General features: G+C 64.9%; 16 protein-coding genes. 9 read left to right on the top strand and 7 right to left on the bottom strand.

Going from position 1 to position 13,185, the window contains the following annotated elements; all coding sequences use genetic code 11:
* Positions 1-354 precede the first annotated feature (354 nt).
* From ACSHT2_RS02220 to ACSHT2_RS02200, 5 genes are all read left to right on the top strand, one after another.
* Positions 355-975: a PilZ domain-containing protein gene (locus ACSHT2_RS02220; protein WP_440640193.1), complete on the top strand. Its 621-nt coding sequence runs from the start codon at positions 355-357 to the stop codon at positions 973-975.
* A gap of 103 nt (positions 976-1,078) precedes the next feature.
* The gene (locus ACSHT2_RS02215) at positions 1,079-1,351 is read left to right on the top strand and encodes a hypothetical protein (protein ID WP_440640192.1); all 273 of its coding nucleotides are present in this window, start codon (positions 1,079-1,081) and stop codon (positions 1,349-1,351) included.
* Between the two features lie 396 nt (positions 1,352-1,747).
* Entirely contained in the window at positions 1,748-2,788 is a 1,041-nt protein-coding gene (locus tag ACSHT2_RS02210; protein WP_440640191.1) for a PrsW family intramembrane metalloprotease, read from the top strand.
* A 73-nt stretch (positions 2,789-2,861) separates the two neighbouring features.
* Entirely contained in the window at positions 2,862-3,440 is a 579-nt protein-coding gene (locus ACSHT2_RS02205) for an HdeD family acid-resistance protein (protein ID WP_440640190.1), read from the top strand.
* A 229-nt stretch (positions 3,441-3,669) separates the two neighbouring features.
* Complete coding sequence (locus tag ACSHT2_RS02200) at positions 3,670-4,755, top strand: 3-deoxy-7-phosphoheptulonate synthase (RefSeq protein ID WP_440640189.1); 1,086 nt, start codon at positions 3,670-3,672, stop codon at positions 4,753-4,755.
* Between the two features lie 164 nt (positions 4,756-4,919).
* Here the strand turns inward: ACSHT2_RS02200 and ACSHT2_RS02195 are convergent, their stop codons facing one another.
* The 3 genes from ACSHT2_RS02195 to epmA are packed head-to-tail and all read right to left on the bottom strand — an operon-like array spanning position 4,920 to position 7,360.
* Positions 4,920-5,174 carry a hypothetical protein gene (locus ACSHT2_RS02195; RefSeq protein WP_440640188.1) on the bottom strand — a complete coding sequence of 85 codons (255 nt, stop codon included), beginning with the start codon at positions 5,172-5,174 and terminating at the stop codon, positions 4,920-4,922.
* A gap of 42 nt (positions 5,175-5,216) precedes the next feature.
* The gene (locus tag ACSHT2_RS02190; RefSeq protein ID WP_440640187.1) at positions 5,217-6,311 is read right to left on the bottom strand and encodes a lysine-2,3-aminomutase-like protein; all 1,095 of its coding nucleotides are present in this window, start codon (positions 6,309-6,311) and stop codon (positions 5,217-5,219) included.
* Entirely contained in the window at positions 6,308-7,360 is a 1,053-nt protein-coding gene (epmA, locus tag ACSHT2_RS02185; protein WP_440640186.1) for an EF-P lysine aminoacylase EpmA, read from the bottom strand. Before epmA ends, ACSHT2_RS02190 begins: the two co-directional genes overlap by 4 nt.
* Positions 7,361-7,522: 162 nt before the next feature.
* Here epmA and efp point away from each other — a divergent pair, with 162 nt between their 5' ends.
* The 3 genes from efp (at position 7,523) to ACSHT2_RS02170 (ending at position 10,808) form a co-directional block, all read left to right on the top strand.
* The gene (gene efp, locus ACSHT2_RS02180; RefSeq protein WP_271530628.1) at positions 7,523-8,089 is read left to right on the top strand and encodes an elongation factor P; all 567 of its coding nucleotides are present in this window, start codon (positions 7,523-7,525) and stop codon (positions 8,087-8,089) included.
* A 45-nt stretch (positions 8,090-8,134) separates the two neighbouring features.
* On the top strand, positions 8,135-9,736 hold the full coding sequence (locus ACSHT2_RS02175) for a M23 family peptidase (RefSeq protein WP_440640185.1): 1,602 nt from the start codon (positions 8,135-8,137) through the stop codon (positions 9,734-9,736).
* An 85-nt stretch (positions 9,737-9,821) separates the two neighbouring features.
* Positions 9,822-10,808 carry a DUF808 domain-containing protein gene (locus ACSHT2_RS02170; RefSeq protein WP_440640184.1) on the top strand — a complete coding sequence of 329 codons (987 nt, stop codon included), beginning with the start codon at positions 9,822-9,824 and terminating at the stop codon, positions 10,806-10,808.
* Between the two features lie 29 nt (positions 10,809-10,837).
* Here ACSHT2_RS02170 and ACSHT2_RS02165 read toward each other — a convergent pair whose 3' ends face one another.
* Positions 10,838-11,341, bottom strand: a complete 504-nt coding sequence (locus ACSHT2_RS02165; protein ID WP_440640183.1) for a cupin domain-containing protein — start codon at positions 11,339-11,341, stop codon at positions 10,838-10,840.
* A gap of 21 nt (positions 11,342-11,362) precedes the next feature.
* Positions 11,363-11,842, bottom strand: a complete 480-nt coding sequence (locus tag ACSHT2_RS02160; protein ID WP_440640182.1) for a carboxymuconolactone decarboxylase family protein — start codon at positions 11,840-11,842, stop codon at positions 11,363-11,365.
* A gap of 55 nt (positions 11,843-11,897) precedes the next feature.
* Here ACSHT2_RS02160 and ACSHT2_RS02155 point away from each other — a divergent pair, with 55 nt between their 5' ends.
* A complete protein-coding gene (locus tag ACSHT2_RS02155) occupies positions 11,898-12,422 on the top strand; it encodes a MarR family winged helix-turn-helix transcriptional regulator (RefSeq protein ID WP_440640181.1) in 525 nt (174 codons plus the stop codon).
* 47 nt (positions 12,423-12,469) lie between these two features.
* Here ACSHT2_RS02155 and ACSHT2_RS02150 read toward each other — a convergent pair whose 3' ends face one another.
* The gene (locus ACSHT2_RS02150; protein ID WP_440640180.1) at positions 12,470-12,721 is read right to left on the bottom strand and encodes a hypothetical protein; all 252 of its coding nucleotides are present in this window, start codon (positions 12,719-12,721) and stop codon (positions 12,470-12,472) included.
* A 67-nt stretch (positions 12,722-12,788) separates the two neighbouring features.
* On the bottom strand, positions 12,789-13,046 hold the full coding sequence (locus tag ACSHT2_RS02145; protein WP_440640179.1) for a hypothetical protein: 258 nt from the start codon (positions 13,044-13,046) through the stop codon (positions 12,789-12,791).
* Positions 13,047-13,185 lie beyond the last annotated feature (139 nt).

The following is a 13,185-nucleotide window of genomic DNA, read 5'->3' as shown; positions in this document are numbered from 1 at the left end:
GCCCCGCCGCATGAACCTCCCGGCCTCCGGCCTCCGACCAACATCCGATCGGAATCGGTACAGGCCCATGGAGCAGCGCGAGACCATCCCGAAAGGCCACTCCGGCACTGCCCCGCAGCCGCCGCCCTTGATGCATCGTACGGCCCCCTATGCGCCAGGCCGGCGCGCCAGGATGCTCGAGCACATGGCATCGCGCGACGACGGCATTGTGACGTTACGCCGCGAATGATCGCGCGGTTTCCGCCCCTGCATTTACCGGAAATTTACCCCTGCTCATGAGTGCCGGTGTCAATTGCTTAGAGTTTGGCCGCTACGCGTGGAACTACGGGAATCATCCAAAACAGATCGGCGTTCATGTCCGTCGCAGAGTTCCTCAGGCAGCGAGCGGTGGACGTCGCCGTGAGCGGCAGCTACTCGCTGCCCCGCTGGTACGATTGCGAGGGCAAGCTCCGCAGCTTTGCCTGCCGGACCAAGCGCGTCTCGCCCTTCCGCATGATCGTGGACGTGCCTGTCGTCGGCAAGGTCGGCGAGCGCGTGACCTCCTACTTCCAGGATTTCGGCGAATTCCAGTGCACCATCAGCGCGACACTGAAGGCGGGCTTCCTGATGGAGCTCGACATGACGCGGGCGCGGCGCGCCTGGATGTCAGAGAAGCTGACCTGGCTCGAGAAGAAGCAGAAGGATGCCAGCGTTCGCGAGCTGCGGCGTGATGCGCGCTTCGTTCCGCAGGTCTCGCACACCGTCCTGACCCTCGCGGACGGCAGCACCCATTCGTGCTTCATCATCGACGTCTCGACGGCCGGCGTCGCGGTGTCCTCAGAGTACGATCCGCCGGTCGGAACCCCGCTCGCGGTCGGCGCCTGCGTCGGGCGGGTGATCCGCAAATTCGCGCACGGCTTTGCGGTCAAATTCGCCGAGAAGCAGTCCCGTGACGACCTCGTCCGCCTGATCGTGCGCTCATCGCAGCCGGCCTGATCCACCGCATCGCTGCCCTATCGCGGCCCCAATGCGGTCTCAGCTTATGTAGGTCTGTGCCTCGGGCCGGACATCATGTGCAGACTTGCGCTCGGGGGACCGAATGGCAGTCGACAAGATCACAGTTGATAAGATCACCGTTGATAAGATCACCTGGGACAGGGTCGGCCGGGTCACCGAGCCCGGACGCTACATGTACACGTTCGGCTGGCTCACCATCACCGCCGGCGATATCGAGATCTGGAAGCGATACCCCCAGGCCGCGTTCACCCTGCTGGCGCAACCGGCCGATCCGGACGCATCGATCGGCGAAGAGTTCCATCTCGGCGCCTTCGACGTCGCTCCCGCCGCGCCGTCGCCGCTCCCAACGCATTGACGAACGGATTCGGGGCCGCCGAGTCGCTGCCCGCCCCGCGAGCGTACAAGGAAGCGGGACTAGGTCACCAGCCGCCGCGTCGGCCCCGGAGAGAGAGAAAGACCATCCCGCCTGCGGATCCGCCGCCGGGACAGATGCGCAGTGAATCGAAGAAACCTGCGCATTTCCTTGATCTGGCTTGCCAATCTCGACCCGCCATCCGACGCGCGGTCGTTGCCATGGATGACGAGCATTTTTTGTCATGCAATTGATTGCGCATGTACTCTACTTCTTCGCAGGCGACCGGGATGAACGGCAGCTGTCGCACGCGTTAAGCGAACCGACAGCGGGCGCATGACACATGGTCGCATCGGCCGACGTAGATAAGCGGATCAAGGGAACCTATTTTCGGCGCCGATGTACCTGATTGAAGCGCTCCCCACCGTCATTGGAACTGCCGCCATCGCCCCGGCGCTGCTGATGCTGTGGCTTGTCATCGCTGCCGAAGAGCGCCCCGGCCCGCCGGCCCAGGTCTGGACTGCCTTCCTGCTCGGCGCGGCCAGCATTTCGCTGCTGGGCCTCGCCCGCGCCCCCTTCGCCAAGATGGTCGCAGCCCCCGACGACCCCTGGGCCGCGCTGGCCATGCATTCGATCTTCGGCGTCGCGCTGCCTGAGGAGGCCGTCAAGGTGATCGCCATCGTGCTGGTTTCGTCGACCAAGCGGCGGACCTTCTCCAATCCGATGGACACCGTGGTCTATGGCGCCGCGGTCGGCCTCGGCTTCGCCGCCTACGAGAACCTCGCCTATCTGGTCCAGCACGCGGAGATGTGGCGCTCGCTGGCCGCCCTGCGCAGCGTGCTGACCGTGCCCTTCCACGGCGCACTCGGCATCATCGCGGGCGCCTACCTGACCATCGCGCGCGCCGGCACGGCACTGGGCGCGAACCGCCGCCATCGCGACTGGGCACGCCTCTCCAGCCGGCTACTGATCTTCGCCGGTCCGCTCGCGCTGCATTCGGCCTTCGACTTCCCGTTGCTGGCGCTCCAGCGCATGCCCGATCTGGATCCGACGCTCCGGATGTGGCTGGGCGCCGCGAGCCTCTTGGTCGGCTTCGGCTCGATTGCTTTCGCTATCCGCCTGGTCCGGCGCGTCGCGCGCCACCATGCGCCGCGGACCGATGTCGCGCGCGAGCGGCTCAGCCAGCTCCGCCGGATGTGGGCGCTGCTGCTGGCCGGCGGCGGCCTCGGGTTTCTGGGGCTCGCCTTCGTGCTGACCTCGATCCATCACTGGCTGATCGACCCCGAGCGCAACCTGACGCTGGCGCTGATCCCGATTGGTTTCGTCTCGATCCTGCTCGGCCTGGCGCTTCTGATTGTCACGACGGCGATCTACGTTCTCGGCCGCAACCGGATCCGCACCAGCGCGGAAGGCTTTTCCTCGGCGCCCGGCGGCGGCTGAGCCGCACGATGGCAAGCGCGGTGGACACACACTAGATTGAGCTGCATGGGCTGCTGACGAGATCGAGGACTTCATGACATCGCCTGAGGAATTTTCACGGCTGCAATCCGCAATGAACCAGGCGGTCAAGACGCATTGGAAGGCCTTCCTGTTCGAGGGCATCCTGCTCGTGGTTCTCGGCATTGCCGCTTTGGTCCTCCCGCCGCTCGCGAGTCTTGCGACCGCGATCTTCCTCGGCTGGATGTTCCTGATCGGCGGCATCGGCGGACTGATCGCGACCTATTGGGCGCGCAGCACGCCGGGCTTCTGGTGGTCGCTGATCTCGGCCGCTCTGGCCGTGCTCACCGGCATGCTGCTGCTGGCCCGGCCGATGCAGGCGGTGCTGACGCTGACCATCGTGCTCGGCGCCTATTTCCTCGCCGAGGGCATCGCCACCATCATGTACGCGCTGGAGCACCGCCGCGAGTTGAGCGGCCGCTGGTCGTGGCTGCTGGTCTCCGGCCTCGTCGACATCGCGATCTCATTCATGGTGATCACGGGACTGCCGAGCTCGGCGGACTGGGCGATCGGCGTCCTCGTCGGTATCAACCTGCTGTTCGGCGGCGCCACCTTGATCGGCATGGCAATGGCGGCACGCAACAGCAAGACCTGAGGCTCCGCGTACACGCCGATTGGGGGGTGACAACCCGCCAGCGGCACGCTATATGGCCCGCCATGATCACCGTCGCCACCAGCTATTTTTGGTACTTTAGCTACGACAGCTCGCTGGCGGCGGGAGGATCGCGCTCAATCTGACACATTGCAGCAAACGTCCGAACAAGCCGCCAGACCTGGCGGCTTTTTTATTGGCCGGCAGGTTCTAAAACAGACAGGAGCCCGCCGTGCTGAGCACGACCGACGATCTTCGTATCCGCGAACTGAAAGAACTGAGCACGCCGGAAGAGGTGATGCGGGAGGTCCCGCGCACGCTCACCGCGACGCGCGTGGTGATGGCCGCCCGTAACGCCATCCACGCCATCCTGGGCGGCCAGGACGACCGCCTGCTGGTCGTGGTCGGCCCCTGCTCGGTGCATGATCCCGAGGCCGCGCTCGACTACGCCGAGCGCCTTGCACGCTTGCGCGAGGACCTTGCCGATCAACTCGAGATCGTGATGCGTGTCTATTTCGAGAAGCCGCGGACCACCGTCGGCTGGAAGGGCCTGATCAACGACCCCAATCTCGACGGCAGCTTCGACATCAACAGGGGCCTGCGGCTGGCGCGTAACGTGCTGTCCGCCGTGAACAATCTCGGCCTGCCCGCCGGGACCGAATTCCTGGACATGACGACGCCGCAATACATCGCCGACCTCGTCTCCTGGGCCGCAATCGGCGCACGCACGACCGAGAGCCAGATCCATCGCGAGCTGGCCTCGGGGCTGTCCTGCCCGGTCGGCTTCAAGAACGGCACCGACGGCAATGTGCGGATCGCGGCGGACGCGGTGAAGTCGGCCTCGCATCCGCATCATTTCATGGCGGTGACGAAGCTCGGCCGTTCGGCGATCGCCTCGACCGCCGGCAACGAGGACTGCCACATCATCCTGCGCGGCGGCAGCAAGCCCAACTACGACGCAGCAAGCGTTGCGGCCGCCTGCAACGAATTGACCAAATCCGGCGTCGCGCCGCTCGTGATGATCGATGCAAGCCACGCCAATTCGAGCAAGAAGCCGGAGAACCAGCCGCTGGTGATAGCCGACATCGCCAGTCAGATCTCCGGCGGCGAGAGCCGCATCATGGGCGCTATGATCGAGAGCAACATCGTCGCCGGTCGCCAGGACGTGGTGCCGGGCAAGCCGCTCACCTACGGCCAGAGCATCACCGACGGCTGCATCGACTGGCCGACCACGGCGAGCGCGCTCGAGCAACTCGCGGACGCCGTCGAGATCCGCCGCAACACCCTGCGGGCAGGGCGGCACGAACGGTCGGCCTGAAATGACTCGGCTGGTTGGGTCGCTTCTCACCTCTCCCCGACGGGAGAGGTCGGATTGCGCAGCAATCGGGGTGAGCGGCCGCATCGTTTGGTGAGAGCGTATCCCCTCACCCGGATCGCATCTTTGATGCGATCCGACCTCTCCCCTCGGGAGAGGTGAAGCAATCAGCAGCCGCGGCAGATGCTCTTGATCTTGCGATCGAGCTCCGCATCTTCCTTGTTCGCGGGGGTGTTCGGATCGCTCAAATTCTTCTCACTCGGCACGTCAGCCGCACGCGGCTGGCGGTGACCAACAGGCGCCGGCCACGCCGTCCCACGGCTTGCGCCGCCGGAGGTCGATCCCTTCGAGCCGTTGGGCTGCGCAACCGCCTCGCCTCCAAGCAAGACCACGAGCGATGCTGCCACCATGATCTTCTGCATTTTCAGTGCTCCATTCTCAAATCGGCGCCCTCTCTACCCCGCTCAGATTTCGGGCGGGTAAAGATGAACGTCGCCGCAATAATCCAAGATACGATAGCGCGTTTCGGCTCCCGCATCATCCGCATCGGGTGCGGTATTTTGCGGCGCCAATACGTAACCTGGCCCCACGGGCGATTTGCCGGCACCGCCTGGAATGTCGATGACATAGTCCGGCTGACATAGTCCTGACACCCGCCCGCGCAATTTCCGCATCAAGTCCTGTCCCTCCGCCAGCGTCGTTCGCAGATGCGCGGTGCCCGGCGCGAGATCGCCGTGATGCAGATAGTAGGGCTTGATCCGGCATTCGACGAAAGCTCGCATCAAATTCGACAGAGCGGCGATGTCGTCATTGACGCCGCGCAACAGGACGGACTGGCTCACCAAGGGAATTCCAGCATCGACGAGCCGTGCACAGGCAGCACGCGCGGGCCCCGCCAGTTCGCGCGCGTGGTTGGCGTGCACCGCCAGCCAGGTGGTCGCACCTGCGACCTTCAATGCCGCAACCATCTCCTCGCTGACGCGCGCGGGTTCGGCCACCGGTACGCGGGTGTGAAGACGGATGATCTTGACGTGATCGATCGCGGCCAGATCGGCCATAATCTCGCTCATCCGCCGCGGCGACAGCATCAGGGGATCGCCGCCGGTCAGAATCACTTCCCAGATCTCGTCGTGTGCTCGGATGTAGTCTATCGCTGCGCCATAAGCGCTGTCCGACAGAGCATTCTCCTTGCCGGGTCCCACCATCTCGCGGCGGAAGCAGAAGCGGCAATAGACTGCGCAGACGTGAACGAGCTTGAACAACACGCGGTCGGGATAGCGGTGCACGATCCCGGGAGTTGGCGAATGCGGGTGGTCGCCGATCGGATCGGCGTTCTCGCCCGGCTTCAGGTCCAGCTCGGCTGCGCTGGGAACGAATTGTCGCGCGATGGGATCGTCGGGATCGCTGGTGTCGATCAGATCGACCAGCGCCGGCGTGATCGCCACGGCATAGCGCGCGGCAACGCGTTCGAGCGCCGGCAGCGCCGCTGCGGGGGCCAAACCCTCGGCAACGAGCTCGGCAGGTTCGCGCAGAGTGCGCGCAAGATTCGTCTTCGTCATCTCTCATCCGCGGGCGGTGTCCACACCACCTGATCAATTCGTGTTGCGCCGCTCGCCAGCATGACCAGCCGGTCGAAGCCGAGCGCGACACCACTCGCCTCCGGCATTGCGGCGACCGCAGCCAGAAAGTCCTCGTCGAGCGGATAGGCTTCGCCGTAGCGGCGCTGCTTCTCCGTCATCGATTCCGTGAAGCGCTTTCGCTGCTCGTTGGCATCGGTCAGTTCGCCAAAGCCGTTGGCGAGCTCGACGCCGCACGCATAGACCTCGAATCGCTCGGCGACCCTCGGGTCGTCCGCCTTCACCCGCGCCAGCGCCGCCTCTGGAGATGGGTATTCAAACAGGATGCTCAAACGCCCCTGCCCGAGATTCGGCTCGACGTGCTCGACCAGGACCTTGCTGAAGATGTCGGACCATGTGTCGTCCTCGGCCACGCGGACCTTGCCGCGGGCCGCCGCGGCGAGCGCGGCACGGTTACCCTCGCCGCCCGAGATTGTCGACAGCAGGTCGATGCCGACGAAGCGCTCGAAGGCGCCCGCGACGGTCAGGAGTTCCGGCTCGGCGAAGGGATCGGCGGTCCGGCCACGGAAGGAGAAGGTCCCGATGCCCGTCGCCTGCGCCGCACGGGCGATGACGACGACGCAATCGGCCATGATGGCGTCATAGGGGGCGCCCGCCCGGTACCACTCCAGCATGGTGAATTCGGGCAGATGCAGGTCACCGCGCTCTCGGTCCCGGAACACCCGGGCGAACTCGAAAATCCGAGTCTCGCCCGCCGACAGCAGCTTCTTGCAGGCGAATTCCGGCGAGGTCCGCAGGTATCGGCGTGCCCGGCTGCCGTCGGGCCGCATGATCTCGGTCCGGGGGGCGTGCAGATGAGTCTCGTTGCCAGGGGAGACCTGAAGGACCGAGGTTTCGACCTCCATGAAGCCTTGTTCGGCGAAAAAGGCCCGTAAAGCTCCGGTCACGGCGCCCCTGGCCTGGAGGAACGGCCGCCGGTCGATGTGCCTGCCGGGCGACCAGAACGGCGACATCGGCTTGTCCCCAGCCATCAACCGACCGCCCCAGCCAACAGCAAAGTGCTGGCATCCAACGGCAAAATCAGTATGTTGCGGCCCGAAACGGGCGCCGAGGTCCGATTTGAGGCCCCAAGTCCCCCATCAATTTGACCACGTCCTGGCCCCAGCCGGGCCAAGCAAGCAGGAAATACAGCTTTGAGAGTCATCGCCAGTTCTATTCGCAAGGGCAACGTGATCGAGCAAGACGGCAAGCTTTATGTCGTCGTGAGCGCCGAGAACATCCATCCCGGCAAGGGCACCCCGGTCAGCCAGATCGAAATGCGCCGAATCTCTGACGGGGTAAAGATCTCCGAACGCTACAAGACCACCGACCAGGTCGAAAAGGCCACGATCGAAGAACGCAACTACACCTATCTCTATGAGGATGGCGACGGCTACCACTTCATGAACCCTGAGACCTATGACCAGGTCCAGGTCTCGAAGGACGTCGTCGGCGACGCCGCCGCGTATCTCCAGGAGAGCATGACGGTCAAGCTGTCCATGCACGACACCAACCCGGTGTCGATCGCGCTGCCGCAGCGTGTGACGCTGGAAGTGGTAGAAACCGAACCCGTGACCAAGGGTCAGACCGCCTCCTCCTCCTACAAGCCCGCGGTTCTCTCCAACGGCGTGCGCACCACGGTGCCGCCGCACATCTCGGTCGGAACCCGCGTGGTAGTGATGACCGAAGACGGCTCCTACGCCGAGCGCGCCAAGGACTAACCGGGCAATCGAGGATCGGAACAGGTACCGCCGGGGGGCGAGGCAGTGGGCAGGAACAGTTTCCGCTTCGTCTCGCTTCTCCTGGCGTCGCTGTCGCTCCTCGCTGCCGCGCCGGTCGCTGCGGATGAATTCCGCGGCCCCTCGCTCACGGCCCTGCGCGTCGACTGGCGCGCAGCGTTCGACCAGCTCCGTGTCGAGATCAACAGTCGCCCCCAGATCGCGGGCGACTTCATCTTCGCACCCCGACGTTCGGTGCCGCGCTACGATCCGCGCGCGGTGCCCGCGCTGGTGCAGCTCAACGCGATCTCCTCGCGTTTCTTCACCGGCATTACCCGAAGTCCCGTACCCGTGCTGCTGCCGTTCGACGCTGCCGCGTACATCGAGGCGCAGCGCAGCGGCGCGCCGGCAACGCTCACGCTGTCGCGCTACCAGGCCGACTTCAATCCCGTCGACATGTTCGATGCAGGTCCAGCCGGCTACAGCGCGACCTTCTCGTTCGATCCCGGCGCCGGTGAGGGTATGCCGAGCCGGGTGTTCGCAAGGCCGGTCGAGGTGCACATCACGGGATCGGCGCTCGTCTACGACATCGCCGATCCAGCCGGCGGCAAGGGCGAGCCGGTCAAGCCACTCGCGGCAACCTATCCGGACCTGCGCAAGTTCATCCGGGAAGGCTATGTGCGCTATGCTTTCACCCGCTTCGGCGTCGCCTACGTGGTGTCGATCCAGTGTCTCGACAGCGTCGCCAAGCCGCGGCGGCTCGCCTGCAAGGAAGCCTATCCAGTCGCCGAGCGCTTCTTGAAGGCCCTGCGTATCGCCGGTGGCCAGCGCATGCGGCCATTGATGGACATTGCCTCCAACGTCCTCGACCGTCCAGCGGGGCGTTCGCCGGACTTCAGCTACCGGCCGAGCGGCGACATCATCCCGAACACCGGCTACCGCAAGCAAGGCGGCCATCCCGATATGATGGCCTATGCCCAGATCCGCTTTCCCCTCGATAAGGCGCCCGCCTTCGTACGCTCCCAATCCTACGGCAAGCGCGACAAGAGCGAAGGTCCGACCGCCTATCCCTGGCGCGACAATTTCTGCGAGTCGCGCAGTTTCGAGGTGTGGCAATGTGGCGGAGGCTACGGCCACCAGGGCGAGGACATCCGCGCCGCCGACTGCCCGCCGCCCGGCGAAGGCCGCGAGCCCTGCGATCCCAAGCAGCGCGCCGTCGTCGCCGTGCGTGACGCGATCGTCATCCGCGGAGCCAGGGACCAGGCAGCGACACTTCAAGTCAATGGTCGCACCGAGCACATCCGTTTCCGCTACATGCACATGAATCCGCAGGCGATGAACGCCGATGGCGTGCTCAATGGCCGCATCGTCACCGAAGGCGAGAAAATCGGCGTGATCTCGAACTATCTCGACCATCCCGCCGGCACGTCGATGCACCTGCATTTCGATGTGCAGGTGTTCACACGCGACGGCTGGATCTGGGTCAGCCCCTACGTCACGCTGGTCTCGGCTTACGAAAGCCTGATCCGCGCCCGCGGCCGCGAAGTCGGCCCGGAGATCGCAGACACGGCGCAGCCGGTCGCCCATGCGCTGCCGGAGGACGTGATCAAGCCGGACCTGCGCGAGGGATCGGGCGGCGAGGACAATTGACGTTTGCTCGTTTCGATGCCGCGCGGTGCAAGAGCGTGTCGTCGCGCACACCCGCCGGCTCGCAACGAAAGAAGGGACACGATTCATGAGTGTCGGACTGATCGGTCTTCTCGACGATGTCGCGGCGATTGCAAAGATGGCAGCAGCCTCGCTCGACGACGTGGCGAGCCAGGCCGCCAAAGCGGGCACGAAGGCGGCAGGCGTGGTCATCGATGACGCGGCCGTCACGCCGAACTACGTCATCGGCTTTGCCTCGAAACGCGAACTGCCGATCGTCGGCAAGATTGCGGTCGGATCGCTGCGCAACAAGTTGCTGATTCTGCTCCCCATTGCCCTGCTGCTTGGCTATTTCCTTCCCGCCGCGGTCACGCCGCTGCTCATGCTGGGCGGAGCCTTTCTCTGCTACGAGGGCGCCGAGAAGGTGCTCGAAGCCGTGCTGCCGCATCATGCGCACCACCACGAAGCTCAACTCCAGCCGATTGCGTTGAATGCCCGGTCGGTCGAGGACGAGAAGGTCGCGAGCGCCATCAAGACCGATTTCATCCTGTCGGCGGAAATCATGGCGATCACACTGGCTGCCCTCCCGGCGGGCAGCATCTGGACGCAGGCACTGGTGCTGGCGCTGGTCGGCCTCTTTATCACCGTCGGGGTCTACGGCGTGGTAGCCGTGATCGTGAAGGCGGACGATGTCGGCATGGCCCTTGCCCGCTATGACGGCGCCTCGATCATTGGGAGCGGAATCCGCTTGCTTGGACGCGCGCTCGTCCGCGGCATGCCCATCTTCCTGACCGTGCTGAGCACCATCGGCACCGCCGCCATGATCTGGGTCGGCGGCGGCATCATCCTGCACGGCATCGAAAGGTACGGCCCGCCCGTGATCGGCCGAACGGTCCATGCCGCGACCGAGGCCGCCGCACACCTCCTTCCCGCCGTTGCGGGCATCATCGAATGGTCGGTCGAGGCAGCCATCTCGGGCGTGCTTGGACTGCTTGTCGGCGCACTTGCGATTCCGGCCGTCGAATACGGTCTCGCACCGGCATGGAAACGGTTGGGGCGATCGCGATCGGCCTGAACATTGCGGTGGCGGGATCGCGAGTGCAGCTACTCCAGGAACGTCGTCAGTTGCGCGCCCTCGTCTGCGACGAACACCGCTATCAACTCCGCCGGCTCCGTCATACTGGCATTGGCCGACACCAGATGCGTCGAGCCCGGCGGCTCGAAAAAGGACTGGCCGACGCCGAACGTCTCGACCGGGCCGCTGCCGAGCTGCGAGCGGATCTCGCCCTTGGTGATGTAGGCCGTCACCGAGCCCGCGTGACGATGCGGCCGCGAAAACCCGCCCGGACCGTAGGACACACGCACGATCGTGACGCGCTTGCCCGGGACGTTCGGAAGCGCGTAGGAGCCGATCGGCTCGACCTTGTCGAGCGGCGAGCTCTCGGCCGCAGTGGCGCAGAGCGGCGCCAACGCTCCCGATACCCGGTCGATCGTCACCGGCAGCACCTTGCCGATCACAAGAGCGCAGGCGAGGCCGCCAATGCCGGCGATCGCCATCGAACGCGACGGCATCGGGCGCTGCGCAGCGGCCAAACTCATTGCTGTCATGCCGATCTCCCTGTCCTGCAATCAGGATGCCGCAGCGTTCGCCGTGACCGGCCGCTTGGCCGGCGTCCAGCGATACGCTGCACCGAACCGGTTCCAAACGTTGATCGAGGCGACCGCCGAGGTCAGATAGGTCAGCTCGGTTTCGGAGAACTCGCGCGCCGCCTCCGAATAGACCTCCTCGCTGACCCCGCCGGGCAGCAGCGTCAAGGCCTCCGCCCAAGCCAGCGCCGCGCGCTCGCGCGCAGAGAAGATCGGCGCCTCGCGCCAGACCGCGACCAGATGGAGCTTGTCGACGGGAACCCCGATCCGTTCCGACAGCAGGACGTGGTGCTGCACGCAGAAGGCGCAGCCATTGATCTGCGAGGCGCGCAGCTTGATGAGCTCGAGCAGCTGCTTGTCGAGGCCGGCCTTGGCTGCAAGCTGGCCCAGCGCAAGCACCACATCGTACGCGTCCGGGGCGATCCTCTTGAAATCCTCGTATTCGCTGCGGGCGTGTGACATTGCCGTTCACCTCGTATTGTTATAAGTGTGCTTATAACTTATAAGAGCCCTGAATATGATACGCAAGTCTGCTGCCATCACAAGACCGAAAACGGTGCGCAAGGCACCCGCGCCTGCCGACGACGTGCGCGTACCCGCTCCCGGCGAAGGCAAGCGCGGCGAGCAAGGTTATCTCGGCTATCTCCTGCGTCAGGCCCATGCCGCGGTTCGCCTCACGATGGAACGGGCTCTCGCCGATCTCGGCGTGACATCGCCGCAATTCGCGGTGTTGACGATGCTCAACGCCTATCCGGGCTTGTCGGGGGCCGATGTCGCCCGCCTCACCTTCCTCACGCCTCAGACCGTCGGCGTCATCGTCCGCAACCTCGAACGCGACGGCGCGATCGTGATGACACCTCATCCCGTCCACGGCCGCATCCAGCAATGGACGCTGACGCCGCGCGGCGCGACGCTGTTGAAGGCGTGCCGGCAGCGTGTGCTCGAATTGGAGAAGCGCCTCGCTCGGGATTTGGATTCAAAAGCGGAAACCACGATACGGCGCTGGCTTGCCGGAATCGCGGCTGATCTGCAGGAGGATTAGGCGATTGACATTCCCAGTCGTTGATTGCGGCCTCTGCAGCAGCGCGGCTATCCGCCTTTCAACGCATCCTTGACCTCGCCGTCGGGCCAGGTCTCGTCCGCCGCGATCACCCGCACCCGGCTTTGGTCGGCGGTATTCACCAGCACGTGCGAACTCATCCGATCACCGCTCTGCTCGAGACGCAAATCGGTTTCGGGCTTCCAGCTCAGCGTGGTCGCGAGGTCGCCGGGAAAGATCTGCCATTGCGATCCGTCGTCGAGTTCGACGACATGGCTTTCCGCATGCGTGCGTATCTTCATTCGACCCCGATTCGAATTGCCGATCGTGCGAAGAAAGGCCCCGGCATCAAGCCGGGACCCTGCTCCGTCAGTCGTTGTCGTGAATGACGGTCTTGCTGCGATTGCCGAATTCGTCTTCCTTCTTGATCACCGTGGTGCGGTCGGCGGGCTCGCGTTCCCTGATGACGGTGGTGCGGTCGTGGTCGCGGTCGCGCTCACGATATTCGTGGGACTGTCCGACCGTTACGCCCGCGCCGACCGGGCCGACGTGAACGCCGACCTCATCGGCGAACACAGGCGCTGCAACGGCGGTGACCATGGCTGCGGCAAGCAGATATTCCCTCATCTTCTCCTCCTTCCCGGTGTGTGGAGGGAATGCGGGAGTGCGACACTTGTTCCGGTGGGAACTGCCGACGCAATCAGGCAGAATTCTCACATCGCTGCCGTTCCAGGAACCGACTCACACGCGCCATGTTTCCGGCTAG

Source organism: Bradyrhizobium sp. PUT101, from assembly GCF_052043945.1.
In the GTDB taxonomy this organism is placed as follows: Bacteria; Pseudomonadota; Alphaproteobacteria; order Rhizobiales; family Xanthobacteraceae; genus Bradyrhizobium.
Note: the sequence above shows the minus strand (reverse complement) of the source record. Positions and strands in the feature narration are given on the sequence as shown.

Excerpts from the sequence above, each read along its gene's own strand:
- ACSHT2_RS02220 (WP_440640193.1), top strand. The coding sequence starts at position 355 with ATGTCCGTCGCAGAGTTCCTCAGGCAGCGAGCGGTGGACGTCGCCGTG.
- ACSHT2_RS02215 (WP_440640192.1), top strand. The coding sequence starts at position 1,079 with ATGGCAGTCGACAAGATCACAGTTGATAAGATCACCGTTGATAAGATC.
- ACSHT2_RS02210 (WP_440640191.1), top strand. The coding sequence starts at position 1,748 with ATGTACCTGATTGAAGCGCTCCCCACCGTCATTGGAACTGCCGCCATC.
- ACSHT2_RS02205 (WP_440640190.1), top strand. The coding sequence starts at position 2,862 with ATGACATCGCCTGAGGAATTTTCACGGCTGCAATCCGCAATGAACCAG.
- ACSHT2_RS02195 (WP_440640188.1), bottom strand. The coding sequence starts at position 5,174 with ATGCAGAAGATCATGGTGGCAGCATCGCTCGTGGTCTTGCTTGGAGGC.
- ACSHT2_RS02190 (WP_440640187.1), bottom strand. The coding sequence starts at position 6,311 with ATGACGAAGACGAATCTTGCGCGCACTCTGCGCGAACCTGCCGAGCTC.
- epmA (WP_440640186.1), bottom strand. The coding sequence starts at position 7,360 with ATGGCTGGGGACAAGCCGATGTCGCCGTTCTGGTCGCCCGGCAGGCAC.
- ACSHT2_RS02170 (WP_440640184.1), top strand. The coding sequence starts at position 9,822 with ATGAGTGTCGGACTGATCGGTCTTCTCGACGATGTCGCGGCGATTGCA.
- ACSHT2_RS02165 (WP_440640183.1), bottom strand. The coding sequence starts at position 11,341 with ATGACAGCAATGAGTTTGGCCGCTGCGCAGCGCCCGATGCCGTCGCGT.
- ACSHT2_RS02160 (WP_440640182.1), bottom strand. The coding sequence starts at position 11,842 with ATGTCACACGCCCGCAGCGAATACGAGGATTTCAAGAGGATCGCCCCG.
- ACSHT2_RS02155 (WP_440640181.1), top strand. The coding sequence starts at position 11,898 with ATGATACGCAAGTCTGCTGCCATCACAAGACCGAAAACGGTGCGCAAG.
- ACSHT2_RS02150 (WP_440640180.1), bottom strand. The coding sequence starts at position 12,721 with ATGAAGATACGCACGCATGCGGAAAGCCATGTCGTCGAACTCGACGAC.
- ACSHT2_RS02145 (WP_440640179.1), bottom strand. The coding sequence starts at position 13,046 with ATGAGGGAATATCTGCTTGCCGCAGCCATGGTCACCGCCGTTGCAGCG.